18 protein-coding genes and 1 pseudogene are annotated in these 18,138 nt (G+C 63.5%); 10 read left to right on the forward strand and 9 right to left on the reverse strand.

All coding sequences use genetic code 11. The features are described from left to right. Nucleotides 1–36 precede the first annotated feature (36 nt). Together NCS58_RS32945 and NCS58_RS32950 are read right to left on the reverse strand one after the other, a co-directional pair. The gene (locus NCS58_RS32945; protein ID WP_250477964.1) at nucleotides 37–1,077 is read right to left on the reverse strand and encodes a LuxR C-terminal-related transcriptional regulator; all 1,041 of its coding nucleotides are present in this window, start codon (nucleotides 1,075–1,077) and stop codon (nucleotides 37–39) included. Between the two features lie 78 nt (nucleotides 1,078–1,155). Then, a complete protein-coding gene (locus NCS58_RS32950) occupies nucleotides 1,156–2,283 on the reverse strand; it encodes an aminotransferase class V-fold PLP-dependent enzyme (RefSeq protein WP_061118682.1) in 1,128 nt (375 codons plus the stop codon). 184 nt (nucleotides 2,284–2,467) lie between these two features. On the opposite strand from NCS58_RS32950, the gene NCS58_RS32955 reads away from it, so the two are divergent. The 5 genes from NCS58_RS32955 to NCS58_RS32975 all read left to right on the forward strand — a co-directional run bounded on the left by NCS58_RS32955 (nucleotide 2,468) and on the right by NCS58_RS32975 (nucleotide 7,065). After that, complete coding sequence (locus NCS58_RS32955) at nucleotides 2,468–3,367, forward strand: LysR family transcriptional regulator (protein ID WP_250477965.1); 900 nt, start codon at nucleotides 2,468–2,470, stop codon at nucleotides 3,365–3,367. A 184-nt stretch (nucleotides 3,368–3,551) separates the two neighbouring features. Then, nucleotides 3,552–4,874 carry an MFS transporter gene (locus NCS58_RS32960; RefSeq protein WP_061118684.1) on the forward strand — a complete coding sequence of 441 codons (1,323 nt, stop codon included), beginning with the start codon at nucleotides 3,552–3,554 and terminating at the stop codon, nucleotides 4,872–4,874. A 30-nt stretch (nucleotides 4,875–4,904) separates the two neighbouring features. Beyond that, entirely contained in the window at nucleotides 4,905–5,945 is a 1,041-nt protein-coding gene (locus NCS58_RS32965; RefSeq protein ID WP_061118685.1) for an amidohydrolase family protein, read from the forward strand. After that, nucleotides 5,942–6,610, forward strand: coding sequence for an RraA family protein (locus NCS58_RS32970; RefSeq protein WP_061118686.1), 669 nt, complete (start codon nucleotides 5,942–5,944; stop codon nucleotides 6,608–6,610). The genes NCS58_RS32965 and NCS58_RS32970 overlap by 4 nt, the downstream gene beginning before the upstream one ends. 62 nt (nucleotides 6,611–6,672) lie before the next feature. Then, nucleotides 6,673–7,065: a hypothetical protein gene (locus tag NCS58_RS32975; protein ID WP_250478011.1), complete on the forward strand. Its 393-nt coding sequence runs from the start codon at nucleotides 6,673–6,675 to the stop codon at nucleotides 7,063–7,065. 72 nt (nucleotides 7,066–7,137) lie between these two features. Here the strand turns inward: NCS58_RS32975 and NCS58_RS32980 are convergent, their stop codons facing one another. Further along, complete coding sequence (locus NCS58_RS32980; protein WP_250477966.1) at nucleotides 7,138–7,386, reverse strand: DUF1488 domain-containing protein; 249 nt, start codon at nucleotides 7,384–7,386, stop codon at nucleotides 7,138–7,140. Nucleotides 7,387–7,729: 343 nt separating this feature from the next. Further along, on the reverse strand, nucleotides 7,730–9,076 hold the full coding sequence (locus NCS58_RS32985) for an LLM class flavin-dependent oxidoreductase (RefSeq protein WP_250477967.1): 1,347 nt from the start codon (nucleotides 9,074–9,076) through the stop codon (nucleotides 7,730–7,732). A 348-nt stretch (nucleotides 9,077–9,424) separates the two neighbouring features. Between NCS58_RS32985 and NCS58_RS32990 the strand changes: the two genes are divergently transcribed. From NCS58_RS32990 to NCS58_RS33000, 3 genes are all read left to right on the forward strand, one after another. After that, nucleotides 9,425–9,982, forward strand: coding sequence for a DUF3005 domain-containing protein (locus NCS58_RS32990; RefSeq protein WP_250477968.1), 558 nt, complete (start codon nucleotides 9,425–9,427; stop codon nucleotides 9,980–9,982). Between the two features lie 54 nt (nucleotides 9,983–10,036). Continuing rightward, complete coding sequence (locus NCS58_RS32995; protein WP_250477969.1) at nucleotides 10,037–11,068, forward strand: alpha/beta fold hydrolase; 1,032 nt, start codon at nucleotides 10,037–10,039, stop codon at nucleotides 11,066–11,068. A gap of 69 nt (nucleotides 11,069–11,137) precedes the next feature. Further along, nucleotides 11,138–11,359 (forward strand): hypothetical protein, encoded by a 222-nt coding sequence (locus NCS58_RS33000; protein ID WP_250477970.1) that lies wholly within the window; start codon nucleotides 11,138–11,140, stop codon nucleotides 11,357–11,359. Between the two features lie 142 nt (nucleotides 11,360–11,501). Here NCS58_RS33000 and NCS58_RS33005 read toward each other — a convergent pair whose 3' ends face one another. Beyond that, the gene (locus tag NCS58_RS33005; protein WP_250477971.1) at nucleotides 11,502–12,617 is read right to left on the reverse strand and encodes a porin; all 1,116 of its coding nucleotides are present in this window, start codon (nucleotides 12,615–12,617) and stop codon (nucleotides 11,502–11,504) included. A 128-nt stretch (nucleotides 12,618–12,745) separates the two neighbouring features. After that, nucleotides 12,746–13,873, reverse strand: a complete 1,128-nt coding sequence (locus NCS58_RS33010) for an acyl-CoA dehydrogenase family protein (RefSeq protein ID WP_250477972.1) — start codon at nucleotides 13,871–13,873, stop codon at nucleotides 12,746–12,748. A gap of 375 nt (nucleotides 13,874–14,248) precedes the next feature. On the opposite strand from NCS58_RS33010, the gene NCS58_RS33015 reads away from it, so the two are divergent. After that, complete coding sequence (locus NCS58_RS33015) at nucleotides 14,249–15,076, forward strand: AAA family ATPase (RefSeq protein WP_250862469.1); 828 nt, start codon at nucleotides 14,249–14,251, stop codon at nucleotides 15,074–15,076. Between the two features lie 89 nt (nucleotides 15,077–15,165). Then, nucleotides 15,166–15,879, forward strand: coding sequence for a hypothetical protein (locus NCS58_RS33020; RefSeq protein ID WP_409241443.1), 714 nt, complete (start codon nucleotides 15,166–15,168; stop codon nucleotides 15,877–15,879). A 130-nt stretch (nucleotides 15,880–16,009) separates the two neighbouring features. Here the strand turns inward: NCS58_RS33020 and NCS58_RS34590 are convergent. The 3 genes and pseudogenes from NCS58_RS34590 to NCS58_RS33035 all read right to left on the reverse strand — a co-directional run. After that, nucleotides 16,010–16,375, reverse strand: a pseudogene (locus NCS58_RS34590) (beta-ketoacyl synthase N-terminal-like domain-containing protein); the annotation flags it as partial. Between the two features lie 43 nt (nucleotides 16,376–16,418). Further along, entirely contained in the window at nucleotides 16,419–17,189 is a 771-nt protein-coding gene (locus tag NCS58_RS33030; protein ID WP_250477974.1) for an enoyl-CoA hydratase/isomerase family protein, read from the reverse strand. A 303-nt stretch (nucleotides 17,190–17,492) separates the two neighbouring features. Then, complete coding sequence (locus NCS58_RS33035; RefSeq protein WP_250539016.1) at nucleotides 17,493–18,128, reverse strand: hypothetical protein; 636 nt, start codon at nucleotides 18,126–18,128, stop codon at nucleotides 17,493–17,495. Between the last annotated feature and the right edge of the window lie 10 nt (nucleotides 18,129–18,138).

An 18,138-nucleotide genomic window follows, 5' to 3' on the forward strand; every position in this document is an offset into this window, starting at 1 on the left:
GGAGCGATGCTCGCCGGCGCTTCGGCTGCCGTGCCATCAACCTTCGCGCAGCTTGTCGGCCTGCAGCCGCCCCACGATGAGCCGGAGCAGATGCAGCGCGAATTCCGGCTCCTGATAGTAGAGCCGGATCGCATCGGCGGCGCAGACCGTGCGCATCTCGCATTCGGTCTTGCACACGGCGGTCGACGTACGTCGATGCCCCGGCGAGAACAGCCCGATTTCGCCGAGCACGCTGCCCGCGCCCAGTTCGATCCCGATCTCGCTCAGTGTCACCGTGCCCTTTTCGACGTAGAAGAGTTCGCCGCTCGCATCGCCCTTGCGGAACAGGACCTCGCCCGCGCGATACCGCTGGCTCTCCATGTTGGCGAGCAGCCTGCCGAGCGATACCTGGCCGTCGATCGCGCGCGCGACCTGCGTCTCGCGCACGCGCTCCATGCGCGCGGCGGCCGCGCTCGCCTCGCCGCGGCTCGCGACGTTGAGCGCCTTGAAGATCGTCGTGAGATGCGTCTTGACCGTGGCCTCGGCGCAGTCGAGCTCGCGCGCGATCATCTTGTTCGAGCGGCCGCGCGCGAGCAGCGCGAGCACTTCGATCTGTCGCGGCGTGAGGCGCGCGTGGGCATCGGCGTTCGGAGATGCTTCGCCGCGATGCGCGGGCGTGGCACGAATGGAGGATGGCACGGGGGCGACCGGGTTCCCGGCGAGGAATGCGCGCGGAAAGTACACGCCGCCCGCGAGCGCGACCCGCAACGCGCCGAACAACATGTCGGCCGACGCGGATTTTTCGACGCAGCCAGCAACGCCGTCGGCGATCAGGCCGTCAATGTCGGCCTTTTGCGCGGCGCCAAGCAGCACGACCAGCGGTATCGCGCGCGCCTGTTCGCGCAGTGCTTCGTGCTCGGCGGCTGACTGGCGCAGCGCGTCGCCGTCCATTACGATGCAGTCGGGCTTCGGGTCATCGGAGATCGAGCCAGCGAGACCGTCGCGCACGCACACCTCGACATCCGCGGCGTAGAGGCGCAAGAGCGACGCGACGCCTTCGCGAAACAGTCCTGCCGGTCCGGTGAGCAAGAGCTTCATGACGTTCGCTTCGCACGGAAAGTTCGGACTCTGGCAGGCAGTGAGGCGTGCGCTGCGCACGCGCTCTGGAAGAACATCCTAAAGAATGGTGTCCAACGCGTTGGCGAACCTGGCGACCGTGCCCTCGACGTCATGCAGCTTATCGAGGCCGAATAACCCGATGCGGAAGGTCCTGAAATCTTCTGGCTCGTCGCATTGAAGCGGGACGCCGGGCGCGATCTGCAAGCCGGCGTCGGCGAATTTCTTCCCCGATCGTATGCCGTCGTCGTCCGTGTAGCAAACCACGACGCCCGGAGCCTGGAAGCCTTCGGCCGCCACGCTTTTGAAACCGGCGCCAGTCAGGCGTGCGCGTATGCGCTCGCCGAGTTCGAGCTGCTCCGCTCTCACCTTGTCGAAGCCGTATGCCTCGGTTTCCTTCATGACATCGCGCAGCGTCGCGAGACTGTCCGTGGGCATCGTGGCGTGGTACGCGAATCCGCCACTCTCGTAGGCTTCCATGATCTGCAGCCATTTGCGAAGATCGCAGGCGAAACTGGTGCTGGTTGTCGAGTCGATTCTTTCGCGGGCGAGCGGGCTCAGCATGACCAGACCGCAGCACGGTGGCGCGCTCCATCCCTTTTGCGGTGCGCTGATCAGGACATCGACGCCGCTCGCCTGCATATCCACCCAGATCGCACCGGAGGCGATGCAATCCAGTACGAACATGCCACCGACGGCATGAACAGCGTCAGAGACGGCGCGCAGGTAGGCATCGGGCAACATCATCCCGGATGCGGTTTCGACATGCGGCGCAAACACCAGATCCGGCTTGTTTTCTTCGATCGCAGCGATCACTTCTTCGATCGGCGGCGGTACATAGGCGGCCTGTCTTCCTTGTTCGACTGGACGTGCCTTCAACACCACCGATTCAGACGGGATGCTGCCCATGTCGAAAATCTGCGACCAGCGGAAACTGAACCAGCCATTGCGGATGACCAGACATTTTTTGTTCGTCGCGAACTGCCGTGCAACGGCTTCCATGCCGAAAGTCCCGCTGCCTGGGACGATAACGACCGACTTCGCGTTGTAGACACGTTTCAGGGCGGCGGAAATATCGTGCATGACTCCCTGAAAGAGTCGCGACATATGATTGATGGATCGGTCGGTGTAGACGACGGAATATTCGAGGAGGCCCTCGCGGTCGACATCGGGGAGTAGTCCTGGCACGTTCGCCTCCGGTAATGGACGAATGAACGAATCGAAAGCTCATTCTAACGAAAGCCGCCAGAAGCGGCATCGGCCGGGGCCATCTCACGTATGACATCATGAGTCCCCGAACCGCAAGGGGAGAGCCCTCCCCGCTCTCGCAAGATATGACCCGCGTTGCCCACCGATTCCCAGGAACGTCGACATGAATTTCAGATCCTTGCAGTGCTTCGTCATTCTTGCCGAGGAACTGAACTTCAGCCGCGCGGCCGAGCGCCTGCATATTGCGCAACCGGCACTGAGCCAGCAAATCCGGCTGCTGGAAGAGCGGCTCGGCACTCAACTCGTCGATCGCGCCAGGCGGCCGCTGCGGCTCACCGAAGCGGGTCATTACCTCTGCACGGAAGCGCGTCAGATTCTGGGCTCCTGGGAACAGGCGAGTCTCGGTGCGCAGGAAATCGGCATCGGGCGGCGCGGGTGGCTGTCGATCGGCTTCACGCGATCCGCGATGTACAGCATCCTGCCGCCCGCGCTGAAGGCGTTCCATCACTCGTATCCGGAAGTCGAACTCAAGCTGTTCGAGATGTTGACCGAGGAACAGACCGATGCGCTGCGTGATCTGCGCATTCACATCGGGATCGGGCGCCAGCCGCTCGACATCCCCGGCTGCACGTCTTATCCGCTGCTGCGGGAACATATCGTGGCCGTGCTCTCGCCGGATCATCCGCTGGCGAGGAAAAAGAAAGTGCGCATCGCCGAACTCGAAGATACCCCGCTGATCCTGTATCCCAAGCATCAGAATGCGCAGTTCAAGCGCACCGTGCAGTCGTTATATCGCGATGCAGGCGTGACGCCGTTCGTCGCGCATCAGGCGTACGAGATCCAGACCGCGATCGCGCTCGTCGCGGCGGGCCTCGGCGTGACCTTCGTCGGGGAGTCGGTTGCGCGGCACGGTCGCACGGACGTCGTGTTTCGTCCGCTCGCGGGCCCGGGCGCGACGCTATGGTCCACGCTCGCCGCAACCTTCCGCACCGACGACGACTCCGCTCATCTGCGCGCCTTTCTCCGCTGCCTTCCGGCACCTCTCAAAGACGCCGCACTATAAGCAACGCCTTATAGAAGAATAAGGAACGCGTCTTGGACGCGGGCAGCCACGCTTCTTATCATCGGCTCTAGTGCTCTGGACCGGGACGCCCCTGCGCGCCCGGCCTGCGCACACAGACGGCGAAGGCCGTTTGTAAAGCAGGGCCGCAGAGCCCTCGCATTCTCGAAAGAAACGCGGAGACGGCATGACCCCATTCAACGAAGCGGCAACCATGCGAAAGGTGTACGGGCGGCTCATGCCCCTGCTCTTCGCGATGATGTTCTTCAACTATCTCGACCGCATCAACATCGGCTTCGCGGCGCTCGACATGAATCGCGCGCTCGGCTTCTCGCCCGCCGTGTTCGGCTTCGCGGGCAGCATCTTTTTCGTCGGCTACATGGTGCTCGAAGTGCCGAGCAACCTGCTGCTGCATCGCGTGGGTGCGCGCCGCTGGATCGCCCGCATCCTGCTCACGTGGGGCGCGGTCGCGGCCGCCACGGCGTTCGTCTTCGACGACAAGAGCTTCTACGTGCTGCGCTTTCTGCTCGGCGTGATGGAAGCGGGCTTCCTGCCGGGCGTCGCGGTCTATCTGACGAAGTGGTTTCCGGTGCGCTACCGGGCGCGCGCCGTGGGCGGCTACATCATCGCGGGGTCGTTTTCCGCGGTGCTCGGCGGCCCGATCTCGACCGCGCTGATGACCTACGCGAACGGCATGCTGGGCTTGCAGGGATGGCAATGGATGTTCATCCTCGAAGGCATCCCGGCGATGCTCCTCGGCCTGCTCACGCTGCGCATCATGACGGAGCGCCCGGCCGACGCCGACTGGCTCGCCGATGACGAAAAGCAATGGCTCGAAACGACGCTCGCGGCCGAGCGCGAAGCCTTAGGCGGCAACACGCATTTTCCGCTGCTGCGCGTGGCGGGCGACATCCGCGTGTGGAGTCTCGCGTGTCTGTTCGGCTGCGCGCTGGTCGGCATCTACGGCCTCTTTCTGTGGCTGCCGCAGATCGTCAAGAGTCTCGGTCATCTGAGCAATATCGAAGTGGGCTTCCTTTCGGCGGCGCCGCCGCTCCTGGGCGTGCTGGGCACGTTCATCATCAGCCGCAGCTCGGACCGCACCGGCGACCGCAAGAAGCATCTCGCGTTTGTCTATGGCATGAGCGCCGTCGCGATCGCGGGCAGCGCGTATGCGCCGAATCCCGTCATCGCTTACGCGCTGCTGTGCGTGACGGGTCTCTTCATCTACGCGGGCAATCCGCTGTTCTGGAGCCTCGCTTCGTCGTTCAGGACCGGCGCGGCGGGCGCGGCGACGATCGCGCTCATCAATACCATCGCGCAGTTCGGCGGGCTCGTCGGGCCGTGGAGCATCGGCCTCGTGCGCAGCGCAACGGGAAACTTCAAGCTCGCCCTGCTGACGATTGCGGCGTTTCTCGTCATCGCGACGGTCATCGCGCTCGTGATGCGCGTCAAGCCCGCCGACGACGAAGCCGACGCGCTGCCGTCAGCGGACCCCGCCGCGCGCACCTGAATCCCGCCCTCAACGATACGGAAGTCACGCATGATCATCGATTGTCACGGCCATTACACGACCTCGCCGCCCCAGCACGAAGCGTGGCGCATGCAGCAGATCGCCGCGCTGAAGGACGGCGCCGCGCCGCCGCCGCGCCCCGCCATTTCCGACGATGAGATCCGCGAGAGCATCGAGGGCGGGCAGTTGCGCATTCAGCGCGAGCGCGGCACCGATCTCACGATCTTCTCGCCGCGCGCCGCCGGCATGGGCCATCACCTCGCCACCGCCGACGCCAACGCAGTCTGGTCGGCCGAATGCAACGACCTCGTGCATCGCGTGTGCGCGCTTTTTCCGCGCAACTTCGTCGGCGTCTGCCAGTTGCCGCAGGCGCCGGGCGTGGCGCCGGAGAACTGCATCGCCGAGTTGCGGCGCTGCGTCGAAGAACTCGGTTTCATCGGCTGCAATCTGAATCCGGATCCGTCGGGCGGCCACTGGTCCGGGCTGCCGCTCACCGACCGCTCGTGGTATCCGCTCTACGAAGCGATGGTCGAGCTCGACGTGCCCGCGATGATCCACGTTTCGTCGTCGTGCAATCCCAACTTCCATGCGACCGGCGCGCATTACATCAATGGCGACACCTCCGCGTTCATGCAGTTGCTGCAGGCGGATCTGTTCGCCGATTTCCCGACGCTCAAGTTCATCATCCCGCACGGCGGCGGCGCGGTGCCTTATCACTGGGGACGTTATCGCGGACTCGCGCAGGACATGAAGCGGCCGCTGCTCACCGAGTATCTGCTGAAGAATGTTTTCTTCGATACCTGCGTGTATCACCAGCCGGGCGCCGAACTGCTCGCGAAGGTGATCCCGGCGAAGAACATCCTGTTCGCATCGGAGACGATCGGCGCGGTGCAGGGCGTCGATCCCGAAACCGGCCATTACTTCGACGACACGCGCCGCTATATCGACGCGATCGAATGGCTCAGCGACGCGGATCGCCAACTTATCTACGAGGACAACGCGCGCGCCGTCTACGGGCGCCTGTCCGCGCAACTCGCACGACAACACTCGACTGAAGGAGCGACGACATGAATCCGGCCGGATGGCGCGAATACGAATCCGCGCCCCAGGCGAGCGCCGCGACGCTCGCCGCCTTGCGCGAACTCGCGGTATCGCTTCTGAGCGACAACATGGCCCGCGTGAGCGGCACGACTGGTTTGCGGCCGTTTCATCGGCCGAAGCCGATGGCGGGAACCGCGGTCACCGTGCGCACGCGCGGCGGCGACAATCTCGCGATTCATCGCGCGTTCGACTATTGCCGTCCGGGCGACGTGCTCGTCATCGACGGCGCAGGAGAGCTCACGCAGGCGCTGATGGGCGACATCATGGCGAGCTTCGCCGAAAGCATCGGCGTGCAGGGCCTCGTGATCGACGGCGCGATCCGCGATGTCGGTGAGTTGAGTCAGCGCGATTTCCCGGTGTACGCGCGCGGCGTGACGCATCGCGGGCCGTACAAGCATGGACCGGGAGAGATCAACGTGCCGGTGACGGTCGGCGCAATGGTGGTGCATCCGGGCGATATCGTCGTCGGCGATGAAGACGGCGTGCTCGCCATCGCGCCGGCGGATGTCGAAGCGGTGATCGAGGGTGCGCGCAAGCAGGCGGCAAAGGAAGCGGCGGCGCTGAAGTCCATCGCGGAAGGCCGTTTCGATCGTTCCTGGGTCGCGCCTCAGCGCGATCGCATGATGAACGGTTGACGGCTTGCTGAACCGTTGCGGATGCGCGCATGATGGCGCGTCCGCCTTCGACTACATCGCCCATGCCCGACTATCTCGACACCGCCGCACTGATCGCGCTCGCACGGCACGCGGATGCCGAGGCTCCCGGCGCTTGCACGTGCACGAAAACGCCGCTCGACGGCTGGCAATCGCAGCCGCTTTCCCTCGACGAAGCGCAGTTCCGCGAGATCGGCACGCTGGTTTCGGAGCACGATCCGGAGCCCACGTTTGCCGAATATCTGCCCGGCAAGATCAATTACTGGTCGGCCGATGCGCCCATTGCGCCACGCTATTTTCCGTATAACCGCTGCGGCGTGTGGGCATGTTCATCGTGTGGGCGACTCTATCTGCGCTACACGGAAGGTGGCGGCTATTTCGTCGATCGCAGGATTCGTGCGGTGCGTTGGAATTTGATCGAAGACGTCTCGCTGTGAGCGTCGATTGCTTTTCGTCGAAAGTCGCGGGTCTCGTTACGCGAGCAGAAGCGACCCGGACCGTAGCCGTCGTCAAATCGAATATCGATTCTGCGGGCCACGCACATATTTCTTTTTCGCGATTTCAAGCAGCGCTTCGCGAAACTCGTCGAATGCGACGAGATACGCCCGCTCGTCGGAACCCAGCGCGGGTTGAAAACTCTTGAGCGTTGCGCTGCCGACCTCGAACGTGATTTCGCGCGATTCGTCATGGCCCCAGAAGAACACGCAATGCCGCGCGGCATCGTAGCTTCGGCTCGGATTCGGAAAATGGAGGGCCATGATGAGTCTTTACGGCGTGGGCGGAAATCGCCACTTGCTGGCGGTGGAATCGATGAGCGAATAGCTGATGCGCCTTTGATCCGCCCGGTTAGCGTCCTCAGTCCTGAGAAGAAGCAGCCGTGCCCGACGATCCCGGTTGTAAGCAGTCTCATCTGCCGCAGGCGGGATAGCTTTCTTGATATCTGATCGCATGACTACCTCTGAAAGACCGGTCCACGTAGTGAGGGCGGTCTAATCACTATATACCCTTCCCGCCGCACGAACTCTCTTTATTACGCCATGTCATCGGGCGATCGAAGTTCTGGTCCGTAGCGGCCCGAATAGTCCTCGACCAACAACGCTCCTACGCAACAGCCGCCTGCCTCGCGTAACGCCCGTCCGGCACTCCAAGCCCCAGATGACTGCGCAACGTCTTGCCCTCATATGCGCGACGGAAAATGCCTCGCTGCTGAAGAATCGGCACGACACCCTCCGTAAAGGCTTCGAGACCATCGGGCAGAACGTCCGGCATCAGATTGAAGCCATCGGCGGCGCCGTTTTTGAACCAGTGCTCGATGTCATCGGCGACCTGCTCAGGCGTGCCTACGATCACGCGATGCCCGCCGCCGCCCGCCAGCGCACGAATCAGCTCGCGCACCGTGTAGCCATGCGTGCGCGCCTGCGCGAGCGTCGCGTTGAAGAAGGTGTGATTGCCGTTGCCGCCGTTCGGCGGCGGCAGATCGTCGGGCAAGCGCGCGTCGAGAGAAAGCGAATCGACTGGAATGCCGAGCGTCCCCGCAATCCGGTTCAGGCTGTATTGCAGCGGAATCAGATCGACGAGTTCATCGCGGCGGCGGAGCGCCTCGCTTTGCGTCGATCCGATGATCGTCGTCAGTCCCGCGAGCACTTTCACCGCGTTCGGGCCGCGTCCGTAACGCGCGGCGCGTGCGTTCAGGTCTTCGCGATAGGCACGCGATTCATCGAATGATTGAGATGCTGAAAACACCGCTTCCGCATGACGCGCGGCAAGTTCGCGCCCATCGCCCGATGCGCCCGCTTGCACCAGCACCGGGTGACCCTGTGCGGAACGCGGCACATTCAGCGCGCCCCGGACATTGAAGAATCGCCCGCGATGGTCCGCCGGATGCACCTTGTCGAGATCGACGAAACGGCCACTCGCCTTCTGCGCGACGAACGCATCATCCTCCCAGCTATTCCATAACGTCTTGACGAGCGTCGCGAACTCGTCCGCGCGTGCATAGCGTGTCGCGTGATCGGGCACCGCATCGAGACCGAAGTTGCGCGCAGACGGCAAGTCCGCCGTCGTGACGATGTTCCAGCCCGCGCGTCCCCCACTGATCAGATCGAGCGTCGCAAACCGGCGCGCGATGTTATAGGGCTCGTTGTAACTCGTCGATGCAGTCGCGATCAGCCCGATATGCGTGGTCGCCGCCGCGACGCTCGTGAGCAGCAACGTCGGTTCGAGGGCCGTGATGGGACGCATGTCGAGTTGATCGGAGATCGCGGCGTTATCGGCAAGAAAAATTGCATCCAGACACGCGCGTTCGGCGATTTGCGCCAGGCGCACATAGTGATTCACGTCGAGAAAGACGTTCGGATCCGACGACGGCAAACGCCAGGCCGATGGCACGAATCCCGAATGAAGTGCGTTGATGTTCAGATGCAACTGGCGCAGGGCCTCGCCGCTCATGGAAAGCTCCAGGTGAAAAACACAACGTTCGATTCTGGAGCAGGAGGCCCTAGCGACGCCACGAACGATTTCGAGGAAGCATATGAACCGCAGCGCTAAACGGGGCACCTTCCGGGGGCGGCGCGCGACCGAATTCAGCGATGCGGCACAGCCATTGCTGCGTAAGGAGCGTACTCGTCGCTTCCTGGCTACCGGTTAGCGCGTTCGATGCGGCCCTCATACCGCGACGAAGCGCCTGGCGCCCGAGCCACCATTACCGCACCCTTATCACGGAGAAGACGACGATCGACTAAGTACACTGGGCAATCACGGCGCCTATTGCAGCTTACGCGAGTCAAAGTCTGCACAATGAACAACGCCGAATCGAACCCGTCTCAAGCTCAGCAGAAAACGCAACAGGCCACGAGCCCCGGCACCACGCCGGCCACGGAGACCGCCCGCATCGATCCGCAAACGGCCGCCGCCGAACTCGATCCGGCGTCCGTACGGAAGACACCCGCGCCGCCTTCCGACGACCCGTCCCCGCTTCCCTCCATCGACGATAACCGGTCCACGGCATCGAGCGGCGATCCGGTCGTGCGCGCAAGCTCACGCATCGTCTCGACTGACAACGCGAACATGGAAGCCACGGACGATACGGTCGATACCGATCGCAAGAATCTCGATGCGAAACGCGATCTGTCGCCGATGCATGACAACGTCGTTGGCTCGAACGCGACGCTCGATGACAGCGTCGCGACGCCGGCGTTCGGGCTGGGTGGAATCGACAGCCGCTCGGACGGAAACCGGCTGTCGATCGCCTTGCGACCCGGATGGACGATGCGTCATGAAGGAACCATGCACTTGCCCACCAGCAACGGTGGCCGCACGGAGCACATCATTTTCATCGATCGGACTTCGAACTGATCGATTCTTTCCTTACCGATACTCATCCGCCATTTCACTCTCAGCGAGAAAGCCATGCCCCGTCTCAGTGCCAAACCCGAAGCCTTGCCGCCCGCGTTAGGCGTGCTTGCCCTTGCGGCTGCCGCAGCAGCGGCTGCTGCTCTATGGAATCGCCATAAGGCCAAACAAGCCGAGCGAGCGAACCCGCCGATCGGCCGATTCGTCGAGATCGACGGCGTTCGCCTGCACTACACCGACACGGGTCACGGCCCGTGCGTGGTGGTACTGCACGGCAACACTGTGCCGCTACAGGACTTCGAAGCGAGCGGTGTGATCGACCGGCTGGCGGGAAATCATCGCGTGATTGCTTTCGATCGACCGGGTTTCGGTTATAGCGATCGTCCGCGCAATCGGATGTGGACGGCGCAGGCTCAGGCAGCGCTGTTGCAGCGCGCGCTGCTTGATCTCGGCATCGAGAAGCCGACCGTGATCGGACATTCATGGGGTACGCTGGTCGCGCTCGCGCTTGCCGTCGATTTCCCCGAGCAGGTGCGCGGCCTCGTGCTTATTTCCGGCTATTACTTTCCGTCCGCGCGTCTCGATGTGGCCATGACGGCGCCAGCCGCCGTGCCGGTGCTCGGCGACGTCCTTCGATACACCGTTTCGCCCTTCATGGGCCGTTTAATGCTGAAGCAGACGGTAAAAGCGATGTTCGCACCGGCAACCATGCCCGATGATTTCTTCGACGCCATGCCTCGCGAGATGCTGTTGCGCCCGAGCCAGATTCGCGCGACATCGGAGGACGCGGCGTTCATGATTCCGGCGGCGGCGCGATTGCGTGCCCACTATCCTTCGATCGACATTCCCGTGCGTATCTTCGCGGGTGTCGGCGACAAGATCGTCGATCCGGAATCGCAGTCCGCGCGCTTGCACGGCGTTTTGCCGAACAGCACGCTCGAAGTCGAACTGGATGCCGGCCATATGGTGCATTACAAGATTGCGGGCTTGGTCTGTGCCTCGGTCGCTGACATTGAAACGCAGACGGGGCGCGCCGTAACCGATGGCGCTTCCGACGGCGCGCACACGGACGCCATCGCGGTATCGTGAGAGCGATGCCTGAGCACAACCGGCCGGCACGCGCGTCGACGGCGTGCCGGCCTGATTAAAGGAACGATCATGACAGACGAACATACGCCCGATGTCGGCGAAGGCCGGAAGAAGTCTGGCGACGCCATCGAGGATGCCGACGTCCGCCAAAAGCTGGATGACGGCGATAGCGAGAAGATCGATGCGGTGCTCGAGGATCTCGGCGTGACGAAGCACGGCGACGACGCCGGAAAGCCGGATACCGAAGGATCGAACTCGTCGAGCAAGAATCTCGACGATGAAAAATCCTGATGCAGCCGTTCGCAATGGCAGCGGCTGTCTGATGCTTGCCGATACGTCAGCAGACGGATTTGCTCGCTTTACGCGAGGCTCGGCGGTGACGCGCTGTTCGCAGCGCGAAGCTCGCTTCGCTGTCGCCGCACACTTCGGTACCTCAGAAACGATGCGTCATTCCGAGCGCCACCATACTTTGCGACGACCCGAGCTCGGTCACTGACACCGCGGGCCAACTCATCGTCGAACTGCCGTGGTTCTTGATGTAGCCGGCGCGCGCATAAAACTGCGTTCGCTTCGAAATGCTGTGATCGATACCGAGTTCCACGCCCTCCGCGTGATCATCCGCGCCGCGCGCGTCGCGCCTGATCCCGGCGATTTCAATCGTGTCCGCCGGCGTTGCCTGGATCGTCGCGCCGATCTCCGCGAAGCTGTACGAATGCGCAGCACCGAGGCGCGCGGCCAGTGAGCCGGCGGGCGCGTCCTTCGAGCGGTTGTACGTGTAGTTCGCCTGCAGGTTCACAATGCCGATCCGATATGCAACGGCACCCGTGAAGCGCTCGGTGCCGAGCAGGTTCAAAGCGGCAGGCAACGCTGGCAGGTTCTCGGAACCGCCATGCTGATTCTGGTAGGCAAGTCCGACGAACAGGGCGTATCCGCTGTAAGTCATGGATATATCGAACAGATTGCCCACGTTCTGCACGACGGGCAGCGTGTTCGTCGACCTGAACGCATACATCGTGTAGAGCTTCAATCCTCCGATGACGGGCGACTGATACTCGATCGAATTGCTGGTGCGACCGGACGCGGCCTGCGTGGCGAGGGTGTTGCGATCGACCGCCACGGCAGCTGCCGCCACGGGCGAAAGCAGTTCATTCCCGCGAAATGGATCGGTGTAGTAGATAGCCCAGAATGTCGGCTGATACTGGCGACCGAATGTCAGCGTTCCATAGTCGTTGTGCGTCAGCCCGACCCATGCCTGACGATAGAACAGCGTCGAACTGTCGATGAAGAATGTTCCGTTGTTGACGTTGTACCCGCTTTCCAGCACGAATCTGGCCTTGAAGCCGCCTCCCAGATCTTCGTCGCCTTTCAAGCCCACATTCGATCCGCTATTGCCTCCGCTACGTTCGGAAAACGAATGCGTCGAACCGTTGCCGAGATATTGCACGAAGCTGTCGACGACACCGTATAGCGTCACCGTCGATTGCGCCCACGCACCCTGAGCGGCCAGCAGCAGCGCCGCCCCGCCGATACCCTGCCTGATGATGCCCATGCGAACTCCTCCAGGTACGTCTCTTCTGCGCCATGCAGGGCGCCGGTTCGTCCGTCGCGCGTATCGAGCGCGGAAACGGCGACCGATGATTTATCGTTGTTTCAATCGCAGAAAAGCGCGCTCTGACATCAGGCCATCGATGCCTGCGCGATAGCGAGCGTGTGGGTCTCCCACGTCCTGTCGACCATCGGCAAGACGATGGCTTCGCGAACCATGCGCTCGATGTCCGATGCGCGCGTCACGCTGTGTGCGCCATGTAACCGGCCTGCCTCACGGCATACCTGCGCCGCGGCTTGCGCCGCGAACATCACGGCCATCGACGCCTGCATGTCGCTGTGCATGCCCGCATCCATCAAGCCGAATACACGTTGGTACAAGAGCCGCGCCGCATCCGTCGCGATCGCCATCTCCGCAATCTTTTCGGCAATCGACTGATGCGCGGCCATCGCCTCGGCGGGCCCGATGCGCTTCGCTGCGTAAGCAACCGATTCGTCGAGCACGGCGCGCATGAGGCCGACCAGCAGCACCCCGACGTGGGCGCTCGCCTGTTCGCGGCGCTTTTGCGAGTAACGTCCACCGTCACCTGCTTCGTCGATCAGATGCGTGACGGGAACGCGCGTGTCGGCGAACAGGATCTGCGCGGTCGCCTGCGAACCGAACGCGTTTCGGTCGAGGCTGCGCGCTTCGTAGCCGTGCTCTTCACGATCGATCAACAGGTGCGACGAACCCCGCCCGGTCCGCGCGGCGCAGACGAGCACGTCGGAATAGAGGCCGTTGGCGACCCAGGCTTTCGTCCCGTTCACGATGAAGCAGTCGCCGTCGCGCACGGCGCTCGTAGCGTCTTCATCGACGTTCGGGCCCGCTTCCGGATGCGATATGCCGAGGGCACCGAAGAGCCGGCCCGCGAGGGTCTCGGGCAAATACCGCTCTCGCACCGCCGGCGCCGCGTCGAGCAATGCCGCCGCGAGTGCCGTGTTCAGCATCACGCACAGCGCGATGTCGCGCGAACAGACGGCGAGCTCTTCGAACAACATGCCCTGCGTCGTATATGACCAGCCCATGCCGCCATGCTCGACGGGCACCGTGCAACCCGGCAGGCCAAATTCCGCGATGCGCTGGGTCAGTTCGCGCATCGTCGTCTTCGGGATGAAGCGGTCCCGGTACGACCGGGCGACAGGCCTGACCTCCGTCAGCAGAAACTTGCGGAAACTCTCGACCGCCAGCGTTTGCTCTTCGGTGGGGATGCGATAGGTCATGGGTCACACTTGCGCGTCGCCGCGGTTCGATAGGGTGTTCAACACCGTTGCTTTCGTGCCGCCCCGGGGCCGTTACGCTCGGGGATTACCCTGAACGGCGCCCGTGCTGCGAAACGTCGGCTGGTGCCTGGCAAGCGCGCCGTCACATGGCTCGCACGCTTTCTTGACGTTGCGTTCGTGTTAAGTTAGTTTCCGCGAGTTCTTTTTTCACCCCTCGTTCTGAGGGGGCGAAAAGGCTCCGCGCGCCAACGCCATCGACCAGGTGACGACTTGACAACGCCTTTCATCAAACACGTGGCTGCCACGCGTTTCGCACCGCCTCGCATCGGTTCGAAGCACGTGCCTCGCACGAAGCTGCTTACTCAGTTGCAACGGATGCAGCACGCGACGCTCGCTCTTGTCACGGGCAGCGCCGGCTATGGCAAGACCACGCTGCTCGCTCAGTGGCGCCAGGCATGCGTCGAGGGCGGCGGCGAAGTGGCGTGGATCACGCTCACCGCCGACGAGAAGCAATACGCCGACTTCTGCGCCGCGCTCGTGGCCGCGTTGCAGCGCATCGGCCTGTGCGCGGACGCCGACTTGCGCATCGACGATGCCAACCCCCGCGCGATGGAGGCAGTCATTGCCACCATCGTCGAAAGCACACTCGACCTGCAGAAAGATCTATTCGTCTTCATCGACGACTACCACTACGTGGAGTCGCCGCTCGCGCACCGCTTCATCCAGAAGCTGATCGATCACGCGCCCGGCAATCTCCATGTCGCGATCGCCTCACGCGTGGCCCCGACGTTGAGTCTGAGCCGGCTGCGCATGATGAACCAGCTCGTGGAACTCGACAGCGCCGAGCTGCCCTTCAGCCTGGCTGAAACGCGCGCGTTCATCGAAGGGAATCTGGGCACGGGCAAGCTCGACGCGGACGCGCTGAAGCTGATCCACGAGTTGACGAGCGGCTGCCTACGCCGGCCACAACTACTTTGCGCGTCATATTTGCTCCTTTTCCTTGGTCTACGCCGTCATGGCGAACTGGTTACGCTTCATCATATGAGCGACTTTCAGGCGCATGCCCCTTCCTTTTTTGGGGGTCCGCCGACGGCTCGCTTTCTTCATTTCGGCCGTTTCGCGAGCCTTGCGCGCCCCCTCGAAGATGAGGGGGACGTCCCTGCGCGCCGCTCCTACCCTTCGAGGCTCGCCCCTGCCGCCTGAGCCCGCCTGAGCGCATCGCTCCGGAGATCGAGACCGGACAGGCGGCTCCTGAACAAGTAAAGATCACTCCATCGCCTGAGAGAGACAACGTGAACGGAAACCGCGCGGACAATCCCAATACCGTCACGAGACATGACGGCCCCACTTCGACAAGCTCTCTTGCCGCGCTCGCGCAGCAGTACTGGGACGGACAGTGGACGGTGTGGCAAACGCTGACGGGCGCCGTGCAAAACGCGGCCACGCCCGCGACAGCGAGCGGCGGCACCGCGTTGCACGATAGCCGCTTCGCCGCGCCGGAGTGGCGAGCGCATCCGTGGTACGCCGCGCTCATGCAGTCGTACCGGCTGAACGCCGACCTGCTCGCGGCCATGACAGAAGCAATCGCCGCCGATACGAAAACGCGCCATCAACTGCGTTTCGCGACGCGTCAATTCATCGATGCCGCGAGCCCCGCCAACTTCGCGCTGACCAATCCCGAGGCCTTGCGCCTCGCACTCGAAACGGGCGGCGAAAGCCTGCGGACCGGGCTTGCAAACTGGCTCACCGATGCGCAACGCGGCCAGATCGCCATCACCGACGAAAGCGCCTTCGGAGTGGGCCGCAACGTGGCGACCTCGGCGGGCACCGTCGTCTTCGAATGCGAGTTGATGCAACTGATCCAGTACGCGCCGCTCACCGCGAAGGTCGCGCGGCGGCCGCTGCTGATCGTGCCGCCGTGCGTGAACAAGTTCTATATCCTCGATCTTCAGCCACGCAATTCCTTCGTGCGGTTCGCAGTCGAAGCGGGCTATAGACGTCCATGAACGGGCTGTACGGCTTGTCGGACTGCGAGCCGGGCGGCGGCACGATGTCCTTGCCCATGTCGGCGAGGCAGCTCTTGTTTTCATCGAGCGTTTCGATATCCCATGCCGATTCGAAGCACGAGAACATCTTGGCCTTGTCGTCCGAATACATCTTTTCCGCGCCCACGGCCAGCACGACGTCGGCCGCGCCCGCGCGCAACTGCATCACCGCGAGATTGAACGCCGCGCTCGACGACGCGCACGCGCCCTCGACGTTGTAGATCGGAATCCCGCCGAGGCCGATCGGCAAGAGCGCCACCTGGCCGCGAATCATGTGCTGGCCGTCGAAGTGACCTTGCGCCGTGTTGCCGAAGAACGCAGCCTGGACCCACTTGCGCTCGCAGCCGGCGTCCTTGAGCGCGTCCTCGACCGCCCACGCGGTGAGTTGCTTGACGCTCTTGTCCATGTGGCGGCCAAACGGCGTCATGCTCACGCCGACGATATAGATGTTTTCCATGGTTTCCCCAAAAATCGAATGAACCCGCGCGAGCGCGCCGGCGTCAATAACCCTTGAATTCCGGCTTGCGCTTTTCGACGAACGCGCGCAGCCCTTCCTGGATGTCGTAGGAGCGCTGGTGATTGCGCAGTTCCAGCACTTCGTGGCGCAGCGCGTCCGCAACCGGCTTGTCCGCCGATTCGTCGGCGACGCGCTTCATCTTCGAGAGCACGAGCGGGCTCTTCGCCGCGAGCTTCTCGCCGATCGCCTGCACGCGGTCGAGCAACTCCGCATCGGCGACCACTTCGGCCACGAGACCGTATTGCTTCATCTCCTGCGCCGACACGGAATCGCCCGTAAACAGCAGGTATTTCGCGATGTTCACGGGGATCTTGCGCGGCAGCACCGCTGCGCCGCCGCCGCCCGGGAACACGCCGAAGTTCGAATGCGCGTCGCCGAAGCGCGCGCTTTCCGCCGCGATCACGAAGTCGCAGGTCATCACGGCCTCGAGGCCGCCCGCGAGCGCAAGACCGTTGACGGCGGCGATGACCGGGCGAGGAAACGCACGCATCGTGTCGAACAGATCGACGATCTTGTCGAGGAAGTCCTTCTCGCCCGGCTGCGCGGGCGCACCGGCCGTCTTCAGGTCGGCGCCGGCGCTGAACGCGCGCCCCGTTCCCGTCACGGCGACGACGCGAACCTGCGGGTCGTCTTTCCACTCCACGAGCTTCGCCGTGATGCCTTCCACCATCTCGCGCGACAGCGCGTTCATGGCTTCCGGACGCGCAAGCGTGATCCAGCCCACCGGGCCCTTCAGTTCAAACGTGACGCTCATCTATTGCTCCCCAATCCATGCCAGTCCTGGCGAAAATCGTCTGCTGCGAATCGTGCGCACGGCGCGGCGGAAGGCTGGAAACAGGCGTACGGCCAGCACGCCGCTGCCCGGCGCAGCGATGCGCGCCGTACCTGCTTTGCAACGATAGAGATTCGAAAGTGCTGAATCCCCTCTATTTGCGGGGGGGCCGCACACGCGCACGACGGCGGACAATCCGAGGAGCCAAACCCGGGGTTTTCCCGCCCATCCCCCTGATTCGGAAGCCGCCATGACGTTCCAGACACCCAAGTCCGACGAGCCCAATCAGCCGGCGAAATTCTCGCCGCCGCGCGTCGGCCCCGCCATATCGCGCGCAAGCGGCTCATCGAGCGGCTGCGCGAAGCGCAGCATTGCGCGCTCACCGTCGTCACCGGCAGCGCGGGCTTCGGCAAGACGATCCTGCTCGTGCAATGGCGGCAGGAACTGATGAAGAACGGCGCGGAAGTCGCATGGCTCGCGCTCGCGGCGGACGATCGGCACCGGGCCGTGTTCTGTCATGACCTGCGCGGCGCGCTCGCGCGCTTGGGCATCGCGCCGCAAGACATGCCGGCCTTCGAGGGCGCCGACGCCGACGCGGACGAAGCGTGGCCGGTCGAGCCCGTCGCGGCGGCGATCATCGCGCTCGCGCAGCGGGTTGCGAAGGATATCTATCTGTTCATCGACGACTACCATCACGTCGACGACCCGTGGGCGCACGAGCTGATGCGTAAGCTCGTCACGCACAGCCCCGCCAATCTGCACATCGTGATCGCCTCGCGCACCACGCCGCCGCTCTCGCTCAGCCGTCTGCGCGTGTACGGCCAGCTCGCCGAGGCGGGTTTCGAAGACCTGCCGTTCAGCGTCGACGAAACCCAGGCTTTCTTCGAGCAGAATCTTCCGACGATCAAGCTGACGGCCCACGAGCTCCAGT

This window comes from Caballeronia sp. INML3B (assembly GCF_023631305.1).
Taxonomy (GTDB): domain Bacteria; phylum Pseudomonadota; class Gammaproteobacteria; order Burkholderiales; family Burkholderiaceae; genus Caballeronia; species Caballeronia turbans.

What these genes read in the sequence shown, in the direction of transcription:
- NCS58_RS33010 (WP_250477972.1), bottom strand. Translation starts at nt 13,873, where the DNA reads ATGACCTATCGCATCCCCACCGAAGAGCAAACGCTGGCGGTCGAGAGT.
- NCS58_RS33005 (WP_250477971.1), bottom strand. Translation starts at nt 12,617, where the DNA reads ATGGGCATCATCAGGCAGGGTATCGGCGGGGCGGCGCTGCTGCTGGCC.
- NCS58_RS32965 (WP_061118685.1), top strand. Translation starts at nt 4,905, where the DNA reads ATGATCATCGATTGTCACGGCCATTACACGACCTCGCCGCCCCAGCAC.
- NCS58_RS33030 (WP_250477974.1), bottom strand. Translation starts at nt 17,189, where the DNA reads ATGAGCGTCACGTTTGAACTGAAGGGCCCGGTGGGCTGGATCACGCTT.
- NCS58_RS32945 (WP_250477964.1), bottom strand. Translation starts at nt 1,077, where the DNA reads ATGAAGCTCTTGCTCACCGGACCGGCAGGACTGTTTCGCGAAGGCGTC.
- NCS58_RS32970 (WP_061118686.1), top strand. Translation starts at nt 5,942, where the DNA reads ATGAATCCGGCCGGATGGCGCGAATACGAATCCGCGCCCCAGGCGAGC.
- NCS58_RS33000 (WP_250477970.1), top strand. Translation starts at nt 11,138, where the DNA reads ATGACAGACGAACATACGCCCGATGTCGGCGAAGGCCGGAAGAAGTCT.
- NCS58_RS32980 (WP_250477966.1), bottom strand. Translation starts at nt 7,386, where the DNA reads ATGGCCCTCCATTTTCCGAATCCGAGCCGAAGCTACGATGCCGCGCGG.
- NCS58_RS32955 (WP_250477965.1), top strand. Translation starts at nt 2,468, where the DNA reads ATGAATTTCAGATCCTTGCAGTGCTTCGTCATTCTTGCCGAGGAACTG.
- NCS58_RS32990 (WP_250477968.1), top strand. Translation starts at nt 9,425, where the DNA reads ATGAACAACGCCGAATCGAACCCGTCTCAAGCTCAGCAGAAAACGCAA.
- NCS58_RS33015 (WP_250862469.1), top strand. Translation starts at nt 14,249, where the DNA reads ATGCAGCACGCGACGCTCGCTCTTGTCACGGGCAGCGCCGGCTATGGC.
- NCS58_RS32985 (WP_250477967.1), bottom strand. Translation starts at nt 9,076, where the DNA reads ATGAGCGGCGAGGCCCTGCGCCAGTTGCATCTGAACATCAACGCACTT.
- NCS58_RS32995 (WP_250477969.1), top strand. Translation starts at nt 10,037, where the DNA reads ATGCCCCGTCTCAGTGCCAAACCCGAAGCCTTGCCGCCCGCGTTAGGC.
- NCS58_RS32960 (WP_061118684.1), top strand. Translation starts at nt 3,552, where the DNA reads ATGACCCCATTCAACGAAGCGGCAACCATGCGAAAGGTGTACGGGCGG.
- NCS58_RS32975 (WP_250478011.1), top strand. Translation starts at nt 6,673, where the DNA reads ATGCCCGACTATCTCGACACCGCCGCACTGATCGCGCTCGCACGGCAC.